Raw genomic sequence first — 25801 nt, 5'->3', positions numbered from 1 at the left:
ACGAGAACCGTGACGGACATCGTCGACGAGCTGAAGTGGCGCGGGCTGCTCGCCCTCTCCACTGACGAGGACGCATTGCGCAAGGCGTTCGCGGACGGTCCCGTCACGTTCTATTGCGGCTTCGACCCGACCGCGCCCAGCCTGCACCTCGGCAACCTCGTGCAGATCCTCACGATGCGCCGGATCCAGCAGGCGGGCAACCGCCCGCTGGGCCTGGTCGGGGGCGCCACGGGCCTGATCGGCGACCCGAAGCCGAACTCGGAGCGCACGCTCAACGAGCCGGAGGTCGTGGCCCAGTGGGTCGAGCGGCTGCGCGCCCAGATCCAGCCGCTGCTGGACTTCGAGGGTCCGAACGCCGCGGTGATGGTCAACAACCTGGACTGGACCCAGGGCCTGTCGGCCATCGAGTTCCTGCGGGACATGGGCAAGCACTTCCGGGTCAACAAGATGATCGCGAAGGAGGCCGTCTCCCGGCGGCTCAACTCCGACGCGGGCATCAGCTACACGGAGTTCAGCTACCAGATCCTGCAGGGCATGGACTTCCTGGAGCTCTACCGGAGGTACGGCTGCACGCTGCAGACCGGCGGCAGCGACCAGTGGGGCAACCTCACCTCGGGCACCGACCTGATCCACCGGGTCGAGCCGACGGCCGTGGTGCACGCGCTGGGTACGCCGCTGATCACCAAGGCGGACGGCACCAAGTTCGGCAAGACGGAGTCCGGCACCATCTGGCTGGACCCGGAGATGACGACGTCGTACGCGTTCTACCAGTTCTGGCTGAACGCGGACGACCGGGACGTCTCCAAGTTCCTGCGCATCTTCAGCTTCAAGTCCCACGCGGAGATCGAGGAGCTGGAGAAGCTCACCGAGGAGCGTCCCCAGGCGCGGGCCGCGCAGCGCGCTCTCGCCGAGGAGCTGACGACGCTGGTGCACGGGGCCGAGCAGACGGCCGCCGTGGTCGCCGCGTCGCGGGCGCTGTTCGGTCAGGGTGAGCTGGGGGACCTCGACGCGGCGACGCTGGGTGCGGCGCTCTCCGAGGTGCCGCGCGTCCAGGTCGCCGAGCTCGGTCCGGTGGTGGACCTCTTCGCCGAGGTGGGGCTTGTGGCCAGCAAGTCCGCTGCGCGGCGGACGGTGAAGGAGGGGGGCGCCTACGTGAACAACGTGAAGGTGGCTTCCGAGGATGCCGTTCCTGGCGTCGGGGATTTGCTGCATGGGCGGTGGCTGGTGCTGCGGCGGGGCAAGAAGAACCTTGCCGCGGTTGAGCTCCGCTGAGGGTGAGCTGAGGGTGAGGGGAACTGCGGGCGAGGGGAGCTGCGGGCTGGTTCGTGTGGTGCGGGTGTGTGGGGGCTGGTCGCGCCCACGCGGCGGAGCCGCAAATGTCACAGCCCCGCGCCCCTAAAAACAGGCGGTTCTCCGCGCCCCTGAAAGCGCGCGGTTCCCCGCCCCCTCTTCCCCTTACCGTCAGGCTCTCTTTTTGTTGCCCCGTACTGACGTGTAGAGCATGTCGCCCAGGAAGACGATGAGCACCGCGGCCGCCAGCTGGAGGGCGTGGCGGCCCCAGTCGATGCCGGGGGTCTCGTCGATGCCGAAACCACGGGCGATCGCGTTGCCGACGACCGCGCCGATGATCCCGAAGATCGTGGTCAGCCAGAGCGGACTGTGCTGCTTACCCGGAATGATCGCCTTGGCCAGCAGGCCCAGAACGAACCCCACGATGATCGCCCACAACCAGCCCATGGCTGCCTCCTATACGGCTCTACGCGAGCATTGGGCCCAGTCTCGGCCTGCCCGCCATACGGCGCATGTCGGGCACGGCCATACGCGGTACGGCGCAGTGGTCCCCCGCCCGAACCTGGCCCGACCCGGTCTCGTAGGCGGCGCAGCCGCGGCGTACCGTGGAGTTGGTACGGGCCGGGAGTGTCCGACAATGGCGGGCGGTGGAACGTGATGCGGAAGCAGGGCGAGGCCGAGGTCTTCCGGATCACCGGGGCCAGGCAGGGGCTCGCCGACGACGTACGCGGCAGGCAGCGCCGCTACATCATCTCGATGTCCGTCCGCACGGTCTCGGTGATCCTCGCGGCCACCCTCTGGAACGTCGAACGGCACGTCGCCGTCGTTGCCCTGGTACTCGGCATCCTGCTTCCCTACATCGCCGTGGTGATCGCCAACGCGGGCCGGGAGAACGCGCCCTCGCTGCCGTCCACGTTCGTGACCGCGCCGACCCGACCGATGCTGGCGCCGCCCCGCCTGGGCGACGCCGCGGAATCCGTCCCGGAAGACCACGCGGCCGAACCGGGCCCGCGTCTGCGCGACGAGCCCCATGAGCGGACCTGACCACGGACGATCGCCTTCGTCCGGAGTTCGGGGCTGCATCAAGCTCAAGAAAAGCTCAGATCAATCATGTTGTTCCGGTGCCGGGCGACGGGCCACCCATGACATACTTCGTACGCGCTCCGCATCCCCCGTCGGAGCGACAGACCGACGCCGGGCAGCTCCCCCCGTGGCTGCTCGGCGTCGCCTTTTGTGGAGCCGGGATCGTGGCCCCCGTGACAGCCACCCGGAGCGGTGGGCCGACACCGCTGACGTAGGGTCGAGGCGTGATCCTGAACGTTCCCGGCTCCGACCCGTCCTCGCCGTCCTCCCCCATCTGTTCCGCGAAGGGCTGCCGAGCCGACGCGGTATGGGTCCTCGCCTGGAACAACCCCAAACTGCACACGCCGGAGCGCCGCAAGACATGGCTCGCGTGTGAGGAGCACCGGGAACACCTGTCGAAGTTCCTGGGTGTACGGGGCTTCCTGAAGGACGTCGTACTCCTGGTGGACTGGGAGTCCCCGGAACCCAGCCAAGGGCACGAGCCCAGCTAGGGCCCGGAGACAGCGGGCTGAGCTGTCAGCCGCCTATCGCCGACATCGGCCGGTCCGGCTGGACGAACGTCGGGTCGTCCAGGCCCGCCCCCGCCTTCTTCCCCCACATCGCGAGCCGCCAGATGCGGGCGATCTCCTCGTCCGGCGCGTCCGAGCGCAGCGCGGCCCGCAGGTCGGTCTCCTCGCGCGCGAACAGGCAGGTGCGGATCTGACCGTCGGCCGTCAGCCGCGTACGGTCGCAGGCCGAGCAGAACGGGCGTGTCACGGAGGCGATCACACCGACCCGGTGCGAACCCCCGTCCACGATCCACCGCTCGGCGGGTGCCGAGCCCCGCTCGTCGGCTCCCTCCTCGGTGAGCTCGAAGCGCGTACGCAGTGAGGCGAGGATGTCGCCGGCGGTGACCATGCCCTCGCGCTTCCAGCCGTGCTGCGCGTCGAGGGGCATCTGCTCGATGAACCGCAGTTCGTAGTCGTGCTCCACGGCCCAGGCGAGCAGGTCAGGCGCCTCGTCCTCGTTCAGTCCCGGCATCAGTACGGAATTGACCTTGACCGGGGTCAGGTCCGCGGCGCGGGCGGCGTGGAGGCCCTCGATGACGTCCTTGTGACGGTCACGACGGGTGAGGGTCTTGAAGACGTCCGGGCGGAGGGTGTCCAGCGAGACGTTGACCCGGTCCAGGCCCGCCGCCTTCAGGGCGGCCGCGGTGCGCTTGAGGCCGATGCCGTTCGTCGTCAGGGACATCTGGGGGCGGGGATCAAGAGCGGCCACTCGCTCCACGATGCCGGCGAGGCCGGGGCGCAGCAGGGGCTCGCCGCCGGTGAAGCGGACCTCGGTGATGCCGAGCCGGGTCACGGCTATGTCGATGAGGCGGACTATCTCGTCGTCCGTGAGCAGGTCGGGCTTGGCGAGCCACTGCAGGCCCTCCTCGGGCATGCAGTACGTGCACCGGAGGTTGCACCGGTCGGTCAGCGAGACCCTCAGATCGGTGGCCACACGGCCGTAAGTGTCGATGAGCACGTGGCCCCCTTCCCCTCGATACAGACCCCGGAACAGGCATTGGTACAGCCCTCTACGCGGACCGCGCCACACCCCCCGGGCGATCAGTCGAAGCGATCAGTCGATCCGATACCAGCGAGCCTACGTGACGGGACCGACAACGAGGCCCGCCCGATCACACGAGACGCGACGCGGCCGCGTCGTAGGGATCGACGACGCGGCCGCTGAGCGGGGCGGGTCAGTGCGCTCCGGTGCCGGTGAGGGAGCGGACCTCCAGCTCGGCGTACTTGCCGGTGTCCGGCTCCTCCTTGGACAGGATCGTGCCGAGCCAGCCCATCAGGAAGCCGAACGGGATCGAGATGATGCCCGGGTTCTTGAGCGGGAACCAGTGGAAGTCGACGTCCGGGAACATCGCCTTCGGGTCGCCGGAGACGACGGGCGAGAACAGCACCAGGCCGACCGCGACGATCAGGCCGCCGTAGATCGACCACAGCGCGCCCTGGGTGGTGAACTTCTTCCAGAACAGGCTGTAGAGGATCGTCGGCAGGTTCGCGGAAGCCGCGACCGCGAAGGCCAGCGCGACCAGGCCGGCCACGTTGAGGTCTCGGGCGAGGGCGCCGAGGGCGATGGAGACGATGCCGATGAAGACGGTGGACCAGCGGGCCGCCTTCATCTCCTCCTTCTCGGTGGCCTTCCCCTTGCGGATGACGTTGGCGTAGATGTCGTGCGCGAAGGACGACGACGAGGCCAGCGTGAGGCCGGCGACGACGGCGAGGATGGTCGCGAAGGCGACCGCCGAGATCGTCGCGAGCAGCACCGCACCCCAGGCCGAGTCCACACCACCGATGTGCAGGGCGAGCAGGGGTGCCGCCGTGTTGCCGGATGGATTGGACTCGATGATCTCTTTCTGGTCGATCAGCGCGGCGGCGCCGAAGCCCAGCGCGATGGTCATCAGGTAGAAGCCGCCGATGATGCCGATCGCCCAGTTCACGGACTTCCGAGCGGCCTTGGCCGTGGGCACCGTGTAGAAGCGGATCAGGATGTGCGGCAGTCCCGCGGTGCCGAGCACCAAGGCGATGCCGAGGGAGATGAAGTCCAGCTTGGTGGTACCGCTGAGGCCGTACTGGAGGCCGGGCTCCAGGAAGGCGTCGCCCTTGCCGCTGCGTTCGGCGGCGGTGCCGAGCAGGTCGGAGATGTTGAAGTTGAACTTCAGCAGCACCAGGAAGGTGATCAGGATGGTGCCGCCGATGAGCAGCACGGCCTTGACCATCTGGACCCAGGTGGTGCCCTTCATGCCGCCGATGGAGACGTACACGATCATCAGGACGCCGACGAGGGCGACGATGGCGACCTTGCCCGCGTCGGAGGTGATGCCGAGCAGCAGCGAGACGAGGACGCCGGCGCCGGCCATCTGGGCCAGCAGGTAGAAGATCGAGACCACGATGGTCGACGTACCGGCGGCCGTGCGCACGGGGCGCTGGCGCATGCGGTACGCGAGGACGTCACCCATGGTGTAGCGGCCGGAGTTCCTGAGCGGCTCGGCCACCAGGAGCAGGGCCACCAGCCAGGCGACCAGGAAGCCGATGGAGTACAGGAAGCCGTCGTATCCGAAGAGGGCGATGGCGCCCGCGATGCCGAGGAACGACGCGGCGGACATGTAGTCGCCGGACACCGCGAGACCGTTCTGGAAGGCGGTGAACTGGCGCCCGCCGGCGTAGAAGTCCGAGGCGTTCTTGGTCTGGCGGCCCGCCCAGACGGTGATGAAGAGGGTCGCGACGACGAACACCGCGAACAGGGAGATGATCAGCGGCCGGTGCTCGCTTGCCTCGCCCGCGGCGAGCTGTACCTGGGTGATCGCGGGGCTCATGCGCCGCCCTCCATCCGGGACTTGATGGCCTCACCCTTGGGGTCGAGCTTTGTGGCTGCGTAACGCGCGTACCACCAGGCGATGAGGAACGTGGTGACGAACTGGGCGATGCCGAAGACGAAGGCGACGTTGATGTGGCCGAAGAGCTTGGTGCCCATGAAGCCGCCCGCGTAGTTCGACAGCAGGACGTACAGCAGGTACCAGGCGATGAAGCCGATGGTCAGCGGGAAGGCGAAGGAGCGGTGGGCGCGGCGCAGTTCACCGAACTCAGCGCTCTCCTGTACCTCTACGAACTCCTCGGTGGTGGGGAGATGAGGTTCGGTTTTCGAGGGGGGCGGTGCGTCGGTAGCCACGGAGTCTCCTCGCGTTGCGGGTGCGGTTGCGACATGGGATGGGGGTGTCTGGGGATCGGGGGACAGGCTGGGTACGGGCATGGCTGATTTCTGACCTCACGGTGATGTGGATCACGTGGGCGGGACGGTGACACCAGGTGCCCCGGGCGTGATCCAACAGGGGGCTCGATCGTGCTCGTGCTCCCTGCTCAACGTCACGTTGACGCGCGAGGAGCGGTTCAACGTCCGGCACTTATTTCGGAAGTCTCGGCCGACGTTTCACAAGACATCCCCGTAACGCATTGCTGGCCAGGGATGACGGGAGATAACTTCGGGCCTGCACCACCCCGTCATGTACCTGCCCGGGCACCACCCGTGTTCGGGCCGGTTCCGTTTCCGGATGATGTGGAGATCCCATGGCTCATCTGCGCTCCAGACGCCGTCTCGCTCTGGCCGTGCCCGTGGTTCTGTCGCTCACCGCCTCGCTCGGGTTCGTCCCGGGCGTCGCCACGGCGGCCGCCCCGCAGTCCGCTCCCGCCGTCACGGCGGCGGACGGCCCGAACCTCGCGTACGTGGTCAACACGAAGACCGACCGCCGCACGATCGAGTCGGTGAAGAAGGCGATAGCCAAGGCCGGCGGCACGGTCGTCACCACGTACGACAAGATCGGCGTCATAGTCGTCCACTCCGCCAACCCGGAGTTCGGCCCGCAGATCCGCACCGCGCGCGGGGTGCAGTCCGCCGGTGCCACGCGTACGACCCCGCTGACCGCGGCGGGGACGACGGACGAGGGCGCCGCCGACTATCTGTCGGCCGCCGAGGCCGCCAAGGTGAAGGCCGCGGCCACTCCCGAGAGCGAGCCTCTCGAAGCCGACCAGTGGGACCTGCGCGCGATAGGCGCCGACAAGGCCGCCAAGATCAACCCGGGCAGCAGGAAGGTCACGGTCGCCGTGATCGACACGGGTGTCGACGACACGCACCCGGACCTGGCCCCGAACTTCTCCGCCAAGCAGTCCGCCAACTGCGTGGGCGGTGTGGCCGACACGAGTGAGGGCGCCTGGCGTCCGTACACCGCCGAGGACTACCACGGCACGCATGTCGCCGGTGAGATCGCGGCCGCCCGCAACGGCATCGGCGTGGCCGGTGTCGCGCCCGGCGTGCAGGTCTCCGGCATCAAGGTCAGCGACCCGGACAACGGACTCTTCTACCCGGAGAGCGTCGTCTGCGCCTTCGTGTTCGCCGCCGACCACGGCGTGGAGATCACGAACAACAGCTACTACGTGGACCCGTGGCTCTACAACTGCATGGACGACCCCGACCAGAAGGCGATCGTCGACGCGGTCAACCGGGCCCAGAAGTACGCCACGAAGAAGGGCACCCTGCACCTCGCGTCGGCGGGCAACTCCAACCACGACCTGGACTCGGACGCCATCGTCGACGACACCAGCCCCGACGACTCGACCCCCGTCCCCCGCACCATCGACCCGCACGAGTGCTTCGACGTACCGACCCAGCTGCCCGGCATCGTCACGGTGAGCGCGACGGGCGTGCAGAACCTCAAGTCGTACTACTCCACGTACGGCAAGGGTGTCATCGACATCGCGGCCCCCGGCGGTGACCGGCTCTACCAGATCCCGGACACCCCGTCGAAGAACGGCCGCATCCTCTCCACGATGCCGAACAACCAGTACGGGTTCCTCCAGGGCACCTCGATGGCCTCGCCGCACGCCGCGGGTGTCGCCGCGCTGCTGAAGTCCGAGCACCCGTGGGCGAGCCCGGCCCAGTTGCAGGCGCTGCTGAAGGCCCAGGCGGACAACCCGGGCTGCCCGGACTCGTACGACCAGGACGGCAACGGCACGCAGGACGCCACCTGTGTGGGCGGCAAGCGGGTGAACGGCTTCTACGGCTTCGGCATCGTGAACGCGCTGAAGGCTGTCAAGTAACCCGATTTTCCCGGGACTTCCCGAACAGCCCGCACAGCTGGGACGGCACGAACAGCCCGCACGGCCCGCACGTATTCGCGAACGAACTGGAGACAGCATGACAGCGCCTCAGACGCGCTCACGTCGCGTCATGGCCATCCCGCTGGGAATGGCTCTGGCGACGGCTCTCGCCTTCCTGCCGAACGTCAGTGCCTCGGCGGCGCCGTCCGCCGACACGGCCGACGTCGCCGGCGTGGCCGACGTCGCCGGCGTGGCCGCGAAGATCTCGGCGGAGGCCACGCCGCTGAGCTACGTCGTCAACGTCCGCGCCGGGCACGGTCCTTCCGCTCAGGTGAAGAGGGCCATCGCCCAGGCCGGCGGCACGATCGTGACGTCGTACGACAAGATCGGCGTGATCGTCGTCCACTCGTCGAACGCCGACTTCGCCAAGACGATCCGCACGGTGCGCGGGGTGCAGTCGGCGGGCGCGACGCGTACGGCGCCGCTGCCCGCGCAGTCCACGACCGACGTCGGCACCCCCAAGGTGCTCAGCGCGGAGCAGGTCGCGGACGTCGAGGCGGCGGCCGGGCAGGACCCGTTGGAGCCGCTGCAGTGGGATCTGCCCGCCATCAAAGCGGACAAGGCGCACGAGAAGACGCTCGGCAGCGACAAGGTCACCGTCGCCGTGATCGACACCGGCGTCGACGACACGCACCCCGACATCGCGCCGAACTTCGACCGCGACGCGTCGGTCAACTGCGTGTCGGGCAAGCCGGACACGACCGACGGCGCCTGGCGGCCGAGCGCCGCCGAGAGCCCGCACGGCACGCATGTCGCGGGCGAGATCGCGGCCGCGAAGAACGGCGTCGGCGTCACGGGTGTCGCGCCGGGCGTGAAGGTGTCCGGCATCAAGGTCTCCACGACGGCCGGCTTCTTCTACACGGAGGCCGTCGTCTGCGGCTTCATGTGGGCGGCCACGCATGGCGTGGACGTCACGAACAACAGCTATTACACCGACCCGTGGTACTTCAACTGCAAGAACGACCCGGACCAGAAGGCCCTGGTCGAGGCCATCGGCCGGGCGACGCGGTACGCGGAGAAGAAGGGCACGGTCAACGTCGCGGCGGCGGGCAACGAGAACTACGACCTCGCCGCGGACGAGATCACCGACCCGACCTCGCCGAACGACACGACTCCGTCGGACCGCGTCATCGACCCGTCCGAGTGCCTCGACATCCCGACCCAGCTGCCGGGTGTCGTCACGGTCGCGTCGACCGGCGCGAAGGGCATCAAGTCGTCGTTCTCCAACCACGGCCTGGGCGTCATCGACATCGCTGCCCCCGGCGGCGACTCGACACGCTTCCAGACCCCGGCCCCGCCGGCCACCAGCGGCCTGATCCTCGGCCCGCTGCCCGGCGGCAACTGGGGCTACATGGCCGGTACGTCGATGGCGTCCCCGCACGTCGCAGGCGTCGCCGCGCTCATCAAGTCGACGCACCCGCGTGCTTCGGCGGCCGCGGTGAAGGCCCTGCTGTACGCGGAGGCCGACGCCACGCCGTGCACCGACCCGTACGACATCGACGGCGACGGCAAGGTCGACGCGGTCTGCGAGGGGCCGAAGAACTACAACGGCTTCTACGGCTGGGGCACGGCCGACGCACTGGACGCGGTGACGAAGTAGCGGATCCCTGAGGGGAGTTGAGCTTCCCTCGGGGAACGAGAGCCGGGCGGCCTGCGGGCCGCCCGGCTCTCGCCGCGTTCGGGCTCGCTCCGGGGGCTCTCCGGATGCCGCTCCGGGGGCGTCGGCCGAGCGGTGGCCCGGGATCTTGGGGAGGGACACGATTCGCCTCGCCATGCCTGAGTCGGGAGGGCCGCCGGACACGTATGGATGGGCGGAATGTCGCGTGCGTGAGCGGAATACCGTTCAGCCAGTTTTTTGCCAGGACTTGCCCGGACCAGGACGACTGGTGAAGATCTTGAGGTGAGTTCGATAAGACCGACTGCCGACACGGGTGATGAGGCGGGCGCGCCCCGGGTGAGCGCGGCCGTCGTACGGCGTTCCGTCGCCGTCCTCGCCCTCGTGGCCCTCGCCGCCCTGATCCCGCTCCTCGGGCCGCCCGTCGCACTGCGCGGCACGGGAGAGGCCGCCGCTCCCGGGGTGCGCGGGATCGCACTGCTGCGGACGGTCCTGTTCGCGGCGGTCTGCGTCCCGGCGGGCGAACTGTTCGTCACCTGGCTGGCCCGCCGGGTGCCGGGCGCGCCGCTGGAGGACGTGCCCCGCAGCTGGGCTCCGGTCGCGGCCGGGGCGGGTTTCGTCGCCGCGCTCGGTCTCGCCTCGGTGGTGGCCACCGGGAACCTCGTGCCGCACAGCCTCTCCGACATGGACATCGGCGGCCTTTACCAGACCCGGGACGGCGCGCTCGCACTGCTGGAGGTCAACGCGTTCGTCGTGATGGGCCTGTGCGCCCTGTCGCGCCGCCCGGCCAACCAGGTGTGGCCACTGGTGGCGGTGGCCGTCGCGGAGGCGCTGCGCGCCCACCCCGTCACGGAGCAGAGTCCGCTGATCGGCTCGGGGCTGACGCTCGTCCATGTGATCTGCGCGACCCTGTGGGCGGGCGGACTGCTGTACGTCCTCCGCACGCTCCAACGGTGGCGGAACACCGCCCCTGGGGAGGGTGCCGCGTTGTTGGGCCTCTACGCGCGCGTGGCGGTCGTTCTGCTCGCCGCAATCACCGCGACGGGGGTGTGGAGCACCTTGCGCCGGATGCCGTCCGGCACGGTCCTGGAGCAGCTGTCGACGACGGCGTACGGGCGCACCCTGCTCGCCAAGGTGCTCCTCGTGGTCGCCGTCGCCGCCCTCGCCCTGTGGGCCAGGCACCGCCTGCGCCGGGCGGCCGACCCGCTCACCGCCCACTCCCCCGCGCGCGCGGAGGTCGTGGTCCTGGGCGCGGTGGTCGCGGTCTCGGCGGTGCTCACTGCACTGCCGGTGCCGATCAGGTGGTGACCGGCACACTCGCTGCCGGTCAGGTGGCGAGAGTGCGGCTCTCCCGGTACGCCGCCGGGGGCGCGGCCTGCCCGCCTGGCACCCCGAGCACTCCCCTGGCCAGCAGAAACTGCGCCGCGAGGTAGGTGAGCATGATCCAGAGGTCGGGGCGCGGAAGCTGCGGCCAGTCGGCGACGCCGGTCGCGATGAGGGTGTCCGACAGCATGAACAGCGCACCGCCGACGCCCGCGAGAAGCCCGAGCCTCGTGGCCCCGTACGCCATCGCGGTGAGCAGCAGGCTGTAGCCGGCGACGGGGACGCGGAGGTCGGCGGGGAGCCCCGGCCACAGGAGCGCGACGGTGGCGACGAGGGCGAGGGCGTACGCGGCGGCCGTGAGCCATGTGGCACGCGCGCGTGGAGGGTGTTTCCCGAAGGGTGCGGAGGTCTTTCCGAAGAGTCCGGAGGTCTTCCCGAAGAGTGCCGTCGTCCTTCCGAAGAGCAGCAGGTAGCAGACATGGCCCGCCGCGAAGGACGCCATCCCGGCGAGGAAGGCCGGTTCGGCGTCGAACAGGAGCAGGACGTCTCCGCCCCATCCGAAGAGCAGGGCTACGACGAGGAGCCGGGGCGCGCCGCACGCGCGCGCGTAGGCGGCGAGCAGGGGCATCAGGAGGGGCTTGGCCGCCGCGTGGCCGGTCTCGTACCCGGCGGCCAGGGAGACGAGATCCCCGACCGCCGCCAGGCCGAAGGCAACGAGCGGCACGCGCGCGTGGGGTGATTTCACGCGACGGGCTCCGTGACCGGGGCCTTCTCGGTCTCGGCCGGCACCGGCTGCCAGCCCGGCCCGCGGAACACCCGCCCGGCGCGCTCCCGCCAACTCCCCGCCGCTCGCAGGTCCCTGGCGATGGCCGCGTACTCGTGCGTGGCGACCCGGAGCGGGTTGTACGTGTCGATGTTCTTGGTCAGTCCGTACACCGGCCGCTCGGTCTCCGGGACGAACGAGCCGAAGAGCCGGTCCCAGACGATCAGGATCCCGCCGAAGTTCCGGTCCAGATAGCCGCCCTGGGAGGCGTGGTGGACCCGGTGGTGCGAGGGCGTGTTGAAGACGAACTCGAAGGCCCGGGGCAGCTTGTCGATGCGCTCGGTGTGGATCCAGAACTGGTAGACGAGGTTCGCGGACGAGCAGAACGCGAGCGCGGCCGGATGGACACCGAGGGCGATGAGCGGGACGTAGAACGGCCACACGGTCCATGTGGTCCAGGGCTGGCGCAGCGCGGTGGTGAGGTTGAACTTCCGGCTGGAGTGGTGCACGACGTGACAGGCCCAGAGGATCCGGATCACGTGATGCCCGCGATGCGACCAGTAGTAGAAGAAGTCCTGCGCCAGCAACATCAGTGGCACGGTCCACCACAGGACAGGCACCCGCAGTGGTGTCAGCTCATATATGGCTGTGTAGACGGCGACGATCGGGATCTTCCACAGCAGGTCGAAGGCCAGACTCCCCAGTCCCATGCCGACACTCGTGGCGGCGTCCTTCGTCTCGTACCCCGCGGCGTCCTCATCCGGATGGATCCGGACACTCACCACCTCCACAACGGTGAGCAGCACAAACGCGGGTATCGACCACAGCACGACATCGGGCAGGTTCGGCATGGGTGCACCGTAGAACCGCTGGTGGGCCGCGGCTAGACGTTGTTACCCACAAGTATTACCGGGGGTACGCGCTTGCTTATTGGCGATCTCCGCCAACGCGTCGTCCGCTGGACCGGCACATTCCGACGCTCGCGCTCACACCCCCGCCGCCCCCAGCAACGCCCCTGCCCCGTACGTCACCGCCATGGCCAGCGCCCCGCCCGCCGCGTTCCGCGCCACGGCCGGTCGTACTTCCGCCGCGCCCAGCCGGGCGCTCCCCCATCCCGTGACGGCCAGTGCGACCAGCACGGACCCGACAGTGACCGGGAGTCGCCAGTCTGCGGGCGGCAGCACGATGGCCAGCAGGGGCAGCAGGGCCCCTGCCGTGAAGGCGAAGAAGCTCGCCCAGGCCGCGTGCCACGGGTTCGTCAGCGCGTCCGGGTCGATGCCGAGCTCCACGCGCGCGTGGGCCTTGAGCGCGTCCCGTTCGGTGAGTTGTTCCGCCGCTTCCCTGGCCACGTCCCGCGACAGGCCCCGCTCCTCCAGGAGGTCGGTCAGTTCCTCCAGTTCCGCCTCGGGCTGGTCGCGGAGTTCACGTCGTTCCAGTGCCAGGGCCGCCTTCTCCGAGTCCCGTTGGGTGGACACGGAGACGTACTCCCCGGCGGCCATGGACATGGATCCGGCGAGGAGTCCCGCGAGCCCGGCCGTCAGAAGCGTGGCACGGTCGTCCGTGGCGCCGGCCACGCCGACGACGAGGCCCGCGGTGGACACGATCCCGTCGTTGGCACCCAGCACCGCGGCCCTCAGCCAGTTCAGCCGCGAGGCGAGCGCCCCACCGTGAGCCTCGTCGTGCTTCTCACCGTGGACCACGGCGTCGGCCTCGTCGTGGGTCTCGTCGTGGGTCTCGTCGTGCGCCGCTCCGTTCGCGGGTCCCTGGTCGCTCATCCTCGGAGAATCTCACTCCCCGGCCGCGGGCGTCGCTGAGGCGTGCCGGTCAGCATCCGCGGACGGGTGTGATGGAGCGCACCTGATCCAAGGGGATGCTCCGCCACCCGCTCGCCGCCGGTGTCCGCCCGCCGGACTTCCCGCTCCGCCCGGCGACCTTGAGGGTCAGCGTCCGGGTGTCGCCCGCCATGAGCTCACCGCAGCGGGCGCCGTCAACGGTCACCACCAGCACGTACGGCACCTCGGGGGCGGGCTCCTTGCTCTCTTCCACCGGAACGACCCAGGACACCGCGATGGCGGCGACGATCGCGCACAGTCCCACGACGGAGGACCGGCGCGCGGCGGTCAGGGCGTCCTGGGTCCGCTCGACCTCGTCCAGCACGGCCGCGAAGAGCCGGTCCCCGGTCAGCCAGGTCCGCTGCCCCAACTGCCCGTGCGCGGCCCGGACGGCGCCGAGGGCCCCGATCAGCAGCAGGACGAACGCGGAGACGAGCAGCGCCGCCGTGGTCCAGCGCCACACGGCGGGCATCCCGGCCACGCTCTCCCGCCCCTTGAGCACGAAGACCACACCGACCAGGCCGGTGAGCCCGGTCAGGCCGTTGCGCCACCCTTCGGCCTGCCGGCGTACGGCGGTGAGCTGATCGAGCTGCAACTGCTGGCCGAGCTGCGCGAACCGCTTCTTGGCCAGGTCCGTCACGTGGTCGTCCCCGGGGCGGGCGGGGGCACGGGGACCTCCCAGAAGGCACCGCATCCCGAGTCGGGCGACTCGGGGGGCTTCTCCGCGTGGGGGTAACCGCACTGGCAGTAGACGGGAATGGTGCCCGTGAGCGGCTCGGGCGTACGCCGACCGCGGCCCAGGAGCCTCTTGGACGGCCCCAGCACCCCGTACGCGACGCGGAAGACCACCGTCGCCCTGCACGTCGGGCACGGGCCGGTCACCGAGTACCAGCGGCCGTCCTCGGACCGTACGACGGCGAAGGTGTCGGTGGGCGGGACGGCCGGTTCGTGTTCACGGAAGTCGGTCGGTACGTGGTCGGGCATGGACTCCTCACTCGGTGTGGTCCCGGTAGGGACGGGGTATCGGCGTCGGGGCCGGTTCGGCGGGGCATTCCGCCGGCAGCGCGAGGCCGAACAGCGAGGCGTAGAGCGCCAGCCGGTCGTGGACCCAACGGGTCGGCTGCTCCAGCTCCCGCGCGGTGACGGCGATGCGCTCGGCCGTGACCTGCCCGCCGAGCGCCGGGGCCGAGCCCGTGTAGTGCTCGGTGAGGAGGATCAGGTCCTGCCAGGTCGGCACCGCGTCGAACTCCGGGCGCTCCACGAGCAGTTCGAGCCCGAACGGGCGGTAGACCGCCAGCCGGTCCCACGCGTGGTCGATCCGCCATCCGAAACGGGCCGCGACGCGCAGCAGTTCGAGAGGCCCCGCGGGGCGGGCACCCACCAGATCGGCGTCGAAGAGCGCCCGCCCCGCGGGACGGGCACCCACCAGATCGGCGTCGAAGAGCGCCTTGTCGTGCTGGGTGGGCCGGTGCTCCCGCCAGTCGGCGAAGCCGTCCCCGTGACCACTCCGGCCTTGGCCCTCGTCCGCGGGTTCTCGCCAGGGACCGCCCAGCGGGGCATAGCGGCTCAGGACCGCCATGCTCTCGCCGAGGGTGCCGCTCGTGGAGAGAGCGTGGTGGACCAGCCTGACGGGGACGGAGTCCGTGAACCAGTCCGGTGTGCCGCTGTCCGGCACGCAGCACGCCTCGATGTCCGCCGTGGTGGGGCGTACCTCGGCGAGGGAGGCAGGCAGCGCCGGACCGGACGCCGCGAGCCCGACGAGAGGGCCCACGGCCAGCAGCCGCGCGATCACGGAGCCGAGGGGCATCCCGGCGTGCGCCGCGGCCAGAAGCGCGTAGGGGCCGTGGATCTCACCGTCCACCACCATGCTCGCCCCCACCTTGGGATAGCGGTACAGCCCCCTACCCCGGTGGTCGGGCGCCGGGAGCAGGTCCCAGTCGCTCTGCGAGATGTCACGCCAGCGCTCGACCAGAGCCGGTGCCCCGGGGTCCACGAGACCGTCGGCCGCCAGTCCGCGAAGGCTCTCCGCGACCTGCTCAGCGGTCTCCTGCACCTTGCGTACGGCATACGCCGTCTCCAGCAACGGAGCGGGGCAGGCGGCCCCTCCACCGGCCCGCGAGTAGCCCGGCACCGCGGCACCCAGCAGGTCGCTGTCGAGACGGCTGAAGACCCGGTCGGCCAGATCTCCGTAGTCGGGAATCCGCACCGACTGAGCCGTGAGGACACCCTCGTACCGCGCGACGACACGGTCGACGGGCAGCGACAGCATGCCGGACGCGCGGGCCAGTTGACGCAGTGAGAGTTCGCTTATGTCATCGAACCAGCTCATCCCGAGACTCCGCTGAAACTCCTCGCGCGCCTCCTCCGTCGGGCTGAAGTATCGCGAACGCGGCGGGGAGACCTTGGGCCCGGTCTCCTCGACGTGTTCGGGCAGTGCGACAGGGGTCACGCCGAGCCAGGCATACCGGCGCAGGACCTCCTCGTAGTCTTCGACGGACGGAACCCGCCCACGGGGCGGTTCCCCGGACTGCACGAAGCGGAAGTGCCAGGCCAGCACCGCGAGTTCCTCCCGTGTGGCCACCTGGGTCTCGGGAGGTTCGGCGACCGTCTCGGGGATCGTCAGTGGGAATCCCGCGGCCGCGAAGCGCCGTGCCCTGCCCAATGCCTCGCCTATCGGAAGCCCGTGCTGCGTGCTGAAACGGCTGAGCACGGACAGCACATCCACTTCCTCGCGGCCGAAGTCCGGATCGAGAAGTGCCCCGAAGTAGCGGCGTGGTCCCATCAACAGGACGCAGTCCGTGGCGTCGAGCGTCATGGCGTGAGCGGCGTCGAAGCCGGTCACCGCGGGCATCTCCAGGCCCGCGATGGCATAGCGTCGCAGCCTTCGCCACAGATCTCCGAGAGTCAGGATTTCGTCCGAGCGGTCCTCCAGAGCGGCCCGCCGTACGGCGTCGAACGCCCGCGCCTGATCCCTGCCGAGGCGCGCCTCCCATGCCTGCGGCCCTGGGTAGCCTGCCACCGTCTCCGGTACCGCGAGCTCCCGCATCCGCACGCCGATTTCGATGCCCACGGAGCGCAGTGCGCCGACGCGCCATGCCAGCAGGCTCTCCTCCCTGCTGCTGAGGGAGCTGAGGGCCCCGGGCTCCCCGTATTCCCTCTTGAGCGCCACCAGACCCGAATCGAGGGGGAAAACCCCCACCTTCCGGAACTCGATGACGGTCGACCGGTCCCAGCCGAGCCTGCTGGTGATGCGCGCGTCGGCGGCGAGCAGCCGCTCCGTGATGCGTACCGCTCCCTCCGGATGCCAGGTGGCGAACGCCCAGAGCCACTCCATGGTGATCCACTCGGGTGCCTCGAAGTCCGCGCTGGACTCCAGGATGCGATCGACCACCCAGGCCCGGTCGTAGGAGAGAAGCCTCGTTCGGTTGGTGCTGATGTCCGGCGCGTGGTTCTCCCGCAGATCCACGACGCAGCCGAACGGAGATGTGTCGGTCCGGCGGCGCCCGTTCGGTTCGTCGGGATCGTAGACGTACGGCTCGCGACGGTCCTTCCGGAGCCAGGCGTAGGCGGTTCTCTCCTCCTCTCCGAGCATGTCTCCCGCGTCGACCTGCACCCCGTCCGCCAGCAGGCACCCCCTGCCCTCCACCCACCACATGTCCTTGCCCGCGGGCACCGGCCGGGTGTGGTCGCCGAAGTAGTAGAGGGCCTTCTTCTCCCACGTGCGGACGGTCTCGCCCTCGTTCTCCACGCGCATCGCGAAGTCCGACCGCCAGATGTGCTTGCCGAGTTCCCCGGCCACGTCGATGCCGTCGGCCTGCAGATAGAGCCGCACCTTCGTGCCGCCCCTGGCCTGGGCCTCGTCGTTCTTGCGGATGCGGAACAGGCTTCCGCTGGAGGCGATGTCGACGCGCAGCCCGCCGGACGGGTCCTCACGTCCGTACTCGTCGGTGTCGCGGGTCCAGATGCTGATCTCGTCGGCCAGCATGAAGTAGCTGAACACCCCCACGCCGAAACGGCTGTTGGGGTAGATCCTCAGGTCCGGGTCGGCCCGCCGCCAGTTGGCCTGCTCCCGTCGGTACTCGCGGGACTGCTCGAAGCGGCGGCCGGCCCGCGAGAAGGTGCCGCGCAGCGTCTCGTGCCCCATGCCGACGCCGTTGTCCTCGCACTCCACATAGGGACGACCCTCGTCGTCGACGCCCTGCCGGAAGACGATCTCCCCCTCCCAGCTCCGGACGATCTTCCGGCCGAGCTCCCCGTAGCGCACCCGGGCCTCCCGGTAGCGGCAGGCGTCGAGCGCGTTCTGGTAGAGCTCCCGCAGCGCGAGAGCGGGGTCGCCGTACAGGTGGGTGCCCATGAGGAGTTCGCGCATCTCGTCCTCGGCGAGGGCGAACCGCATCAGCGGCATTCCGTACGCGTCGCTCCTGGTCGTGATGTCGTACTGCGGGCGCAGCTTGCGGCAGGTGACCCGCTCGGGCAGGTGGGTGAGGAGTTCGGCGGGCTCCGCCGGCGCGGTGTGGGCGCGGATCCGCTGCACGGCGTCGTCGGTCCACTGGGTCAGTGCCTCCAGCGCCGCGTGGACCGCGGGATGGGGGCAGGGGAGGTCGAGGTCGAGGGCCTTGCTGTGGCGGTCCCGGGACCACCTCAGCTCTCGCATGCTCTGGAGGGCCTGGGCGGGGCTCAGGCCGTCGGTGATGCCGATGTTGTCCACCAGGACCCCGGGCAGCTGGCGCAGGTCGCCTCCGAGCAGGCCCGCGACACCGATCAGCCAGGACAGTTCACGGGGTCGCCAGCGCTCCGCGGTCGAGTCCGGGCGCACGAGTTCGTCCAGCCGCCAGCGGGTGTCGGCTCTCTCGCGCTCTCCCTGGTAGGGCTGGGCGGGGGCGACCGCGGTCTGGCGGCAGACCCGTACCAGTTCGTCGGTGAGTTCGCCGAGCCGGGCGGGGGCCGCGTCGGCGCCGATCATCACCTTGGCGAGCGGGGCGAGGAGTTGGGGGGCGTACGTGTCCCACAGCTCCTCCTTGCCGCTGACGTGCCGGTGGACGAGCCAGGCGGCGACGGCTTCGGCGTCCTCCGCGCGCCCGCGTCCCGCCAGCTCCCGGCCCTTGCGCCGCAGCAGGGCGTGCGCGGCGAACGTGTGCTCCAGGTCGACGCGTTCGGGATCGCGTGCCGCGTCGCCCATGGCGGGATCGAGCCGGAGGGGGTCGATGGTGGCGACGCTCCTGATGCCCATCGCGTAGATCGCCTCCCGTACGAACGGCGCCGCGGCGAGCAGGGCGAACTCGCCCGCGTCGAGCAGCGGTCCGCCCTGGGTCTGCGAGGGCGCGAGGAGCGGTCTGAGTCCTCGTGACAGCACCCGCACGGGATAGTTGTCGTCCGCCCAGGGGTCGGGGACATGGGCCAGGGCGCCGCCGCGCCACTTGGCGCACTCCTGCGTCAACCGGACCAGGGCCTGCTGGAGTTCGGCGCGGCGTTCGTCCCCGCACTGGACCGACGCCCACAGCTCCGGGTCGCGGACCGCCAGGGTCCACTCCTCCTGGAGGGTGCGGCCGGCGCAGAGTTCGACGTCGTTGATGACGTCGGGACCGCTCGGCGCGTAGTGCGGGGTCGGCGTCTGCTCCTCGCGAGCGGCCCGGGCGAACTCGGTGGTCCTGCGCACGGTGTGGGTGATGACGTCCGCCACGGTGCGCGGCGCGGTGTCGGCGTGCAGGGCCTCCGCGAGGGCCCGTGAGAAGTGGCTGCCGCTCTCCGCGTCGGAGCCGCACGTCTGGCCCGGACCGCAGCCGAAGAGGACGGCGACCCGGTCGCGCCAGGCCGGGAAGTTGGTCGTCGGGCCGCCGTACGAGGGACCGTCCGCACCGGCCGTGTCGCGGCAGGCGTCCACGGTGAGCAGCACCGTGTCGGCGCGGCAGCCCTGGAGCAGTTTCGCCAGGTCGAGTCCGATGAGGCTGTCGATCGCGACCTGCGGCGGCGAGGTCGCCCAGGTCAACTGGGCGTCCGCGGGCACGAGATAGTCGGCGTTGCCGACGGAGAGACCGTGCCCGGTGAAGTGGATGAGGACGGTGCTGTCCCCCGGCGCGGTGGCGCACACCCGGCTGATGGTGCTGCGGATCCGTGAGCGCAGGGCGGGCTCGTGCGGGGACACGCCGATGAGTTCCACGCTGTAGCCGGAGGAGCGCAGCGCCGCGGTCATCAGCTCGACGTCCCGGCCGACGGTGTCCGTCAAGTCCTCGAAGCGGTCCGAGAGTTCGTACTGAGGCACCGCCACGATCAGCGCCTGCCTGCTCTCCCCCATGCCGCCGCCTTCCCGTGTCCGCCACCTGCGCAGGTCAGGATGGCACAGAGGGGCCTGACGGTTCCCGGGTTCGCGTGCCACGGACAGTGGGCGGCGGGCGGGACCGATGCTCCACCCTCCCTGAAGCCCCGCGTGAAGTCCCGTACGGCTGCGGGCTGTTCACCAGACCCGCACCGACCCTCCCCGCGCGAACACCGGACTCGTCGCGTCCGCCGGAGGGTTCGTGAGCGGTTCGGCGATCTCCGCCGCCGTCGGACCGGCCTTCGCCGCGATGGGGTCCAGCAGGTCCAGGTCGAAGCCGTACACACGGGCCGCGTTGCCGCCGGCCATCGCAGCGATCTCCTCGCGCTCAAGGCCCGCGTACGCGATCCGCAGGCCCTCCCTGGAGTACGGGTACGTGCCCTCGTCGTGCGGGTAGTCGCTGCCCCACATGATCTTGTCGAGGCCGATGCGGTCGCGGAGCGGCACCTCGTGCGGGCGCATGAAGCTGGCGCCGACGAAGCAGTTGTCCCGCCAGACCTCCGAGGGGCCCTTGCCCATCGAAGCGGCAAGCCCGGCACCGAACTTGGACTCGGCCGTGGCCGCCTTCGTCGCCGCCGCGACCAGGCGCCCGTGGTAGTAGTCCAGCATGTCGAGCACCCCGGGTATCCAGCCCGAACCCTGCTCGGTCAGCACCAGTTTCAGGCCGGGGTGGCGGCGGAAGGCGCCCCCGAAGATCAGGTGCCAGAGCGCGCGGTGCGAGAACCACGTCGTCTCCACCATGAAGACCGCCCGGGCGGCGGGCTCGTCACCGAGTGGTGGGGAGGCCGAGCCCGCGTGGTGGTTCACGGGCACGTCCAGTTCCTCGCAGACCGACCAGATCGGGTCGTACGCCGACGAGTACAGCTCGGGCAGTCCGCTGCCCGGTGGCGTGCCGGGCAGCAGCAGGCCGCCCCGCAGCCCCGCGCCGACCGCCCACCTGATCTCCTTCACGGCCTCCTCGACGTCGTTCAGGAGGATCTGGAAGACGCCCGCCCGCCGGCCCGGGGCGGCCGAACAGAAGTCCGCCAGCCAGCGGTTGTGGGCCCGCAGTCCCGCCCAGCGCCGCTCGAACTCCTCGGCCGTCGGCGCGGGCGCCATCAGCGAACCCGAGGGAAAGAACGGCGGGATGGTGTTCGGGAAGACGACCTCGGCGACGATCCCGTCCTGCTCCAGTTCCGCGAGCCGCCGCTCCGAGTTCCAGTTCTTGTCGGCCGTGTCGGCCATCAGGTCCTCGTACGGATTGACGTACGCGGCCGCCCACGCGTCGAACTCCTCGTGGAACCGACGCGCCAAGTACGGCTTGTAGTCGAGGAGATCGGCTCCCGCGTGGCAGTCGGCCGAGATGACGGTGTAGCGGTCGTCACTTACGAGGTTCTCGCCCACGGGGTTCTGGTTCACGGGGTTCTGGTTCACGGGGTTCTGGTTCACGGGGCCACCCCCAGGACCGGGAAGTCGTGGTCCGTCAGCCAGTGCCGGCCCACCTCTCGCGAGCGCGCCCAGGACTCCTCGACGGCCGACTGGTCCTCGGACTGGCCGAGTTCGGCCGGTGTCGGGCCGATGCGCCGGGCGAGCGGGGCCAGTTTCCCGGTGTCGAAGCCGAAGACCTCCGCCGCTGCCAGGCCCAGCATTCGGCGTGTCTCCGCCACCGGGATGTCGTGGAACGTGCGCGACAGCCACGCGCGCGTGTCGGGCCAAGTCCCCTCGGGATGCGGGAAGTCGCTGCCCCAGAGGATGTTGTCGACGCCGATCTCGTAGCGCTGGGCGAGTTCGCGCCGCTTGGTGTTGGTCGCGCAGACGAAGACCTGGCGGTCGAGGTACTCGTGCGGCGGACGCGTCAACTCCGCGAAGGGGGACAGCTTCTTGCCGCCGTGCGCGCCCAGGTACAGCCGGTCCATGAACCACAGGAGGTTCGGCAGCCACCAGCAACCGGACTCCGCCACACCGAACTTGAGCCCCGGGTGGCGCTCGAAGACACCCGACCAGAGCAGGAACCACAGCGGCCGGGCGGGCCACCAGGTCACCTCGCTCACAAAGATCCCGAGGTGGTCGCCGTACTCGTGGCGGGGCGCCGCCCCGGAGTGCGTCACCACCGGCATCCCGCACTCCGCCGCCGCGGCCCACACCGGGTCGTAACGGCGGTCGTGGTACGGCTCCTTGTCGACCCACATGGAGGGGATCATCAGGGCGCCGAGGCCCGACTCCTTGGCGCGGTACACCTCGGCGACGACCCTCACGACCTCACCGGTGATGGGCAACAGGGCGACCCCGCAGTGGCGTTCGGGGTTCTCGCCCACGAAGTCGGCCAGCCAGCGGTTGTGCGCCTGCGCGCCCGCCATGCCCAACTCCGGTTCCTGGTCGCCCGAGAGGCCGAGGCCCACTCCGAAGGGTGCGGCCGTCCGGCTGTCCACCGCGTCGGCGTCCGGGAAGACGACCTCCGCCGCCACGCCGTCACCGTCCAGCTCCTTGAGCCGCTGCGCGCTGTCCCAACCGCCCTTCAGCCCCTCCTCGTTGTCCAGGAACCACTTGCTCGCGAACGCCTCGTTCCGGATGCCGAGCCGCGTCATCTCCTCGCGGCGGCGGCCCTGCCCCGCGAGGAACTCGTCGAATTCCCGGTGGAAACGGGCGTCCAGATAGGGCCGGTACTCCTCGGTGGGGAGCCCGGCATGGCAGTCGGAGGAGATGATCAGGTACGGGTCCTGGTCGGTCACTGCGGCCTCCTCAGTCCAGGATGAAGTGCTCCAGGTACGCCGGTTCGGCGCGGTCGAGCATCGACCGGGACCTCGCCCGGATCTGCCGGTCGCTGTGTTCGCTCTCGGGCAACAGCCAGAAGCGGTCCGCGCGGATGCCGTCCGCCACGAAGTCCGCGACCTCCTCGACCGGCGTGAACCGCACGTCCTTCCCCGCCTCCTTCATCGCGGCCTCCCACTGATCGAGACTCCGGTACGGGGTCCTGCGGGGCTTCTGCTTCGCGTACCGGGCGGGCCGGTTGCGGTGCGACTCCCATAACCCCGTACGGAGCATGTGGGGCCCCGGGAAGAGCACGGAGGCCCCCACGCGCGCGTGCTCGGCCTTCAGGTGCGCGTACAGCGACTCGGTCATCGTCACGACGGCGGCTTTCGTGACGGCGTACACGGAGGCGGTGGGCAGGGGCGCGATGCCGCCGTCGCCGGACGAGGTGTTGACGACATGGCCCGGCTCGCCGCCGGCCAGCATCCGCGGCACGAAGGCCTGGACGCCGTGGAAGACGCCCCAGACGTTGACCGCGAACGCCCACTTCCAGTCGTTCGGGTCGTGCTCCCACATGCGGCCCTCGGCACCCGAGCCGACACCGGCGTTGTTGCACAGGACGTGCACGGCACCGAACTTCTCGTACGTCTCCTCGGCGAGCGCGAAGACCTCCTCGCGCTGCCCGACGTCGACCACGCGCGCGTGCGCCACGGCCCCGTCCTCGCGGAGCCCCGCGGTGGCCTTCTCCAGGGCGCCCTCCTCGACGTCCGCGAGGACGACCTTCAGCCCGTCCGCCGCGAACCGCCGCGCCATGGCCAGCCCGATGCCGCTCGCGGCGCCGGTGACGACGGCGACCTGTCCCGCCCTCAGTTCCATTCAGACGCTCCCCTCGGGCGGCCCGTCGAGGATCTGCCGCGGGTCGTCGTAGCGCTGGTGGATGTACGGCAACAGGGCCTGTGCGCTGACCCGTTCGACGACCCGGCCCTGCTGGTCCGTCGTCTTCTCACCGAGGGTGATGTCGACGAGTTCGCGTACGGGGAGGTCGGCGACCGGGTCGTACATGGACTCCCGGAGGACAACGTCACCGGTGATCCGCTCCAGCTTGCGCACCTTCTCGTTGCGCAGGCAGTGCACGAGTACGGGGTCGGCGTCGAAGCCCGAACCGTCCACCGCCGGGAGGAACTTGAAGTAGAAGTCGGTCTTCTGGACCGGCTCCGGCAGGGGCAGCGCCCCGCTGACCGCGCCGCGCACTTCCACGAACTCGATGCCGTGCCGGGCGAGGGCGGCGCGGACGACGAGACCGTCGCGTTCGACCGTCACCTCGCCGAGTTTCTTGGGCTCCCCGAAGACCTCGCGGCCGCCGATGAGGGCCCGCTCGTGGGTCATCGGCATGACGAGCGGATACCAGCCCTCGACCCCGTCGTGCGCGGCGGCGACCGCGAACGAGCCCGCGCCCAGGGGGTATCCGGGCAGGTCGACCTTGCTGATGTTCACCCGGACCAGGGGCCGCCCGGTGGGTTTGAGCGGGGGCGGCAGCACCGCCGCCACCGCGTCCGGGTCGCTCTCCCAGACGGCCACCACACCGGTGGACCAGATGTCGGGGAGCCGGGAGCTCGCGGTGCGCGCGGCGGCGACCTCCGCCTCGGTCCGCGCGCCGTACCGTACGCGTGCCATGTCGTACCGCCCTTCGCGTCGCGTGCATTCCAGGCGCGGAGCACAGTCGCACCGGGCACCGCAATGGTCCATAGCCGTGCAGGCACGGGCCCGCACCAACTCGAACGGGTGAACCGACCCGAACCTCATGCGACACGGTGCGCTCGCCGTGCAACTCCCGTGCTGAGCAGTGCGGATCCGGCCAGTGGTTCCGGACTCCGGGGACAGGACTGTCAGTCGCGCCCCTTATCCTCAGTGACCATGCTCGAAGACCATCAGACCGCACCGTCCACCACCCCGTGGCCGGCCGCTTATCCGCAGGGATACGCGGTCGTCGACGTGGAGACCACAGGACTGGCCCGCGACGACCGCATAGTGTCGGCCGCGGTCTACCGGCTGGACGCGCGCGGCGAGGTCGAGGACCACTGGTACACGGTGATCAATCCGGAGCGGGACCCCGGGCCGGTGTGGATCCACGGTCTGACGAGCGACGTCCTCGAAGGGGCGCCCCTGTTCCCGGAGATCGCCGAGGAGTTCGCGGCGCGGCTCGACGGCCGCGTCCTCGTCGCGCACAACGCGGTGTTCGACTGGTCGATGATCGCGCGGGAGTACGCGCGAGCGGAGCGCGAGGCGCCGGTCCGTCAGCGGCTGTGCACCATCGCGCTGTCCAAGGAACTGGGTCTGCCGCTGGCCAACCACAAGCTGGAGTCGCTCGCCGCGCACTTCGGTGTCGTACAGCGGCGCGCGCACCACGCGCTGGACGACGCGCGCGTGCTGGCCGAGGCGTTCCGGCCGAGTCTGCGGGCCGCCGCGCGCGAGGGCGTACGGCTGCCGCTTCTCGAGTGCCGTCCGCTGACGGAGTGGTCGGACCGGTCGGCACCACGCATCGGCCGCCAGTCCGGCGGCGGCTACTCGTCCGGCGGCTATCCGTCCGGCGGCTATCCGTCCGGGGGCTACCCGTCCGGGAGTTGGCGCCCCTCGCGCAAGCGGCCCGCCTGCCCGTATCCCAACCCTGGGCGGTACGAACCGGGCAAGCAGCTCAAGCAGGGCATGCGCATCGCGTTCTCCGGAGACACCTCGGTCGAGCGCGACCTGCTGGAGGACCGCGCCGTCGAGGCCGGACTGCATGTCGCGACGAGCCTGTCGCGGCTCACCAGCCTCCTCGTGACGAACGACCCGGACTCCGGTACGTCCAAGGTGGTCAAGGCCCGCCAGTTCGGCACCCCGGTCATCGACGAGGCAGCGTTCGGCCAGCTGCTGCGGGACGTGGAACCGGCGTCGAAGACATAGGGAGCCTCTGTTCCGCGTCCTGAACGCCGTCTGCCCCGGTGGCCTGGCCGACCTGCTGGGTGCCGACCCAGCAGGTCGGCACCCTCGCGGTGGACGGCAAGAGCGTCCGCGGTGTAGGTCAGAACCACGCGTCCGTCGTGCCCCTCCGTGCCGGGGCTGGAAGGCGCCTGACGGCCGGGATGGGCCGCGCCGAGGCTGCCGGCGCCAATTCCTCTTATCCGGATC

Annotated in this window: 21 protein-coding genes; 7 read left to right on the top strand and 14 right to left on the bottom strand. The window is 70.3% G+C overall.

All coding sequences use genetic code 11. The features are described from left to right. Window positions 1-9 precede the first annotated feature (9 nt). On the top strand, window positions 10-1272 hold the full coding sequence (gene tyrS, locus OHA11_RS37215) for a tyrosine--tRNA ligase (RefSeq protein ID WP_266503821.1): 1263 nt from the start codon (window positions 10-12) through the stop codon (window positions 1270-1272). A gap of 189 nt (window positions 1273-1461) precedes the next feature. On the opposite strand, the gene OHA11_RS37210 is transcribed toward tyrS, so the two are convergent. After that, complete coding sequence (locus tag OHA11_RS37210; protein ID WP_266503818.1) at window positions 1462-1737, bottom strand: GlsB/YeaQ/YmgE family stress response membrane protein; 276 nt, start codon at window positions 1735-1737, stop codon at window positions 1462-1464. Window positions 1738-1947: 210 nt separating this feature from the next. Between OHA11_RS37210 and OHA11_RS37205 the strand changes: the two genes are divergently transcribed. Together OHA11_RS37205 and OHA11_RS37200 are read left to right on the top strand one after the other, a co-directional pair. Beyond that, window positions 1948-2334, top strand: coding sequence for a DUF3099 domain-containing protein (locus OHA11_RS37205; RefSeq protein ID WP_266507711.1), 387 nt, complete (start codon window positions 1948-1950; stop codon window positions 2332-2334). A 263-nt stretch (window positions 2335-2597) separates the two neighbouring features. After that, on the top strand, window positions 2598-2864 hold the full coding sequence (locus OHA11_RS37200; protein WP_266503816.1) for a hypothetical protein: 267 nt from the start codon (window positions 2598-2600) through the stop codon (window positions 2862-2864). A gap of 25 nt (window positions 2865-2889) precedes the next feature. On the opposite strand, the gene moaA is transcribed toward OHA11_RS37200, so the two are convergent. The 3 genes from moaA to OHA11_RS37185 all read right to left on the bottom strand — a co-directional run bounded on the left by moaA (window position 2890) and on the right by OHA11_RS37185 (window position 6078). Then, on the bottom strand, window positions 2890-3879 hold the full coding sequence (gene moaA, locus OHA11_RS37195; RefSeq protein ID WP_266503815.1) for a GTP 3',8-cyclase MoaA: 990 nt from the start codon (window positions 3877-3879) through the stop codon (window positions 2890-2892). Window positions 3880-4096: 217 nt separating this feature from the next. Continuing rightward, on the bottom strand, window positions 4097-5725 hold the full coding sequence (locus tag OHA11_RS37190; protein ID WP_266503813.1) for a cation acetate symporter: 1629 nt from the start codon (window positions 5723-5725) through the stop codon (window positions 4097-4099). Further along, window positions 5722-6078, bottom strand: coding sequence for a DUF485 domain-containing protein (locus OHA11_RS37185; protein ID WP_266503812.1), 357 nt, complete (start codon window positions 6076-6078; stop codon window positions 5722-5724). Before OHA11_RS37185 ends, OHA11_RS37190 begins: the two co-directional genes overlap by 4 nt. Window positions 6079-6473: 395 nt before the next feature. Between OHA11_RS37185 and OHA11_RS37180 the strand changes: the two genes are divergently transcribed. The 3 genes from OHA11_RS37180 (at window position 6474) to OHA11_RS37170 (ending at window position 10983) form a co-directional block, all read left to right on the top strand. Beyond that, on the top strand, window positions 6474-8000 hold the full coding sequence (locus OHA11_RS37180) for a S8 family serine peptidase (RefSeq protein ID WP_266503811.1): 1527 nt from the start codon (window positions 6474-6476) through the stop codon (window positions 7998-8000). A gap of 97 nt (window positions 8001-8097) precedes the next feature. Next, complete coding sequence (locus OHA11_RS37175) at window positions 8098-9660, top strand: S8 family serine peptidase (RefSeq protein WP_266503810.1); 1563 nt, start codon at window positions 8098-8100, stop codon at window positions 9658-9660. 354 nt (window positions 9661-10014) lie between these two features. Continuing rightward, window positions 10015-10983: a CopD family protein gene (locus OHA11_RS37170; RefSeq protein WP_266507710.1), complete on the top strand. Its 969-nt coding sequence runs from the start codon at window positions 10015-10017 to the stop codon at window positions 10981-10983. A 19-nt stretch (window positions 10984-11002) separates the two neighbouring features. On the opposite strand, the gene OHA11_RS37165 is transcribed toward OHA11_RS37170, so the two are convergent. The 10 genes from OHA11_RS37165 to OHA11_RS37120 form a co-directional block, all read right to left on the bottom strand. Continuing rightward, a complete protein-coding gene (locus tag OHA11_RS37165) occupies window positions 11003-11743 on the bottom strand; it encodes a lysoplasmalogenase (RefSeq protein WP_266503808.1) in 741 nt (246 codons plus the stop codon). Further along, entirely contained in the window at window positions 11740-12612 is an 873-nt protein-coding gene (locus tag OHA11_RS37160; protein WP_266503807.1) for a sterol desaturase family protein, read from the bottom strand. The genes OHA11_RS37165 and OHA11_RS37160 overlap by 4 nt, the downstream gene beginning before the upstream one ends. A 135-nt stretch (window positions 12613-12747) precedes the next feature. Next, window positions 12748-13536 carry a VIT family protein gene (locus OHA11_RS37155; protein ID WP_266503804.1) on the bottom strand — a complete coding sequence of 263 codons (789 nt, stop codon included), beginning with the start codon at window positions 13534-13536 and terminating at the stop codon, window positions 12748-12750. Window positions 13537-13585: 49 nt separating this feature from the next. Then, on the bottom strand, window positions 13586-14233 hold the full coding sequence (locus tag OHA11_RS37150; RefSeq protein ID WP_266503801.1) for a hypothetical protein: 648 nt from the start codon (window positions 14231-14233) through the stop codon (window positions 13586-13588). Beyond that, window positions 14230-14577 (bottom strand): hypothetical protein, encoded by a 348-nt coding sequence (locus OHA11_RS37145; protein ID WP_266503798.1) that lies wholly within the window; start codon window positions 14575-14577, stop codon window positions 14230-14232. Before OHA11_RS37145 ends, OHA11_RS37150 begins: the two co-directional genes overlap by 4 nt. 7 nt (window positions 14578-14584) lie before the next feature. Further along, window positions 14585-19885, bottom strand: coding sequence for a caspase family protein (locus OHA11_RS37140; protein ID WP_266503795.1), 5301 nt, complete (start codon window positions 19883-19885; stop codon window positions 14585-14587). Window positions 19886-20044: 159 nt separating this feature from the next. Next, window positions 20045-21289, bottom strand: a complete 1245-nt coding sequence (locus OHA11_RS37135) for an amidohydrolase family protein (protein WP_266507709.1) — start codon at window positions 21287-21289, stop codon at window positions 20045-20047. A gap of 41 nt (window positions 21290-21330) precedes the next feature. Next, on the bottom strand, window positions 21331-22614 hold the full coding sequence (locus OHA11_RS37130; protein ID WP_266503793.1) for an amidohydrolase family protein: 1284 nt from the start codon (window positions 22612-22614) through the stop codon (window positions 21331-21333). Between the two features lie 10 nt (window positions 22615-22624). After that, entirely contained in the window at window positions 22625-23509 is an 885-nt protein-coding gene (locus OHA11_RS37125; RefSeq protein ID WP_266503790.1) for an SDR family NAD(P)-dependent oxidoreductase, read from the bottom strand. After that, window positions 23510-24307 carry an acetoacetate decarboxylase family protein gene (locus OHA11_RS37120; RefSeq protein ID WP_266503787.1) on the bottom strand — a complete coding sequence of 266 codons (798 nt, stop codon included), beginning with the start codon at window positions 24305-24307 and terminating at the stop codon, window positions 23510-23512. A gap of 240 nt (window positions 24308-24547) precedes the next feature. Between OHA11_RS37120 and OHA11_RS37115 the strand changes: the two genes are divergently transcribed. Then, a complete protein-coding gene (locus OHA11_RS37115; RefSeq protein WP_266503784.1) occupies window positions 24548-25576 on the top strand; it encodes a DEDDh family exonuclease in 1029 nt (342 codons plus the stop codon). Window positions 25577-25801 lie beyond the last annotated feature (225 nt).

It is taken from the genome of Streptomyces sp. NBC_00878, from assembly GCF_026341515.1.
Taxonomy (GTDB): domain Bacteria; phylum Actinomycetota; class Actinomycetes; order Streptomycetales; family Streptomycetaceae; genus Streptomyces.
This window is presented reverse-complemented; position numbering and strand designations above follow the sequence as displayed.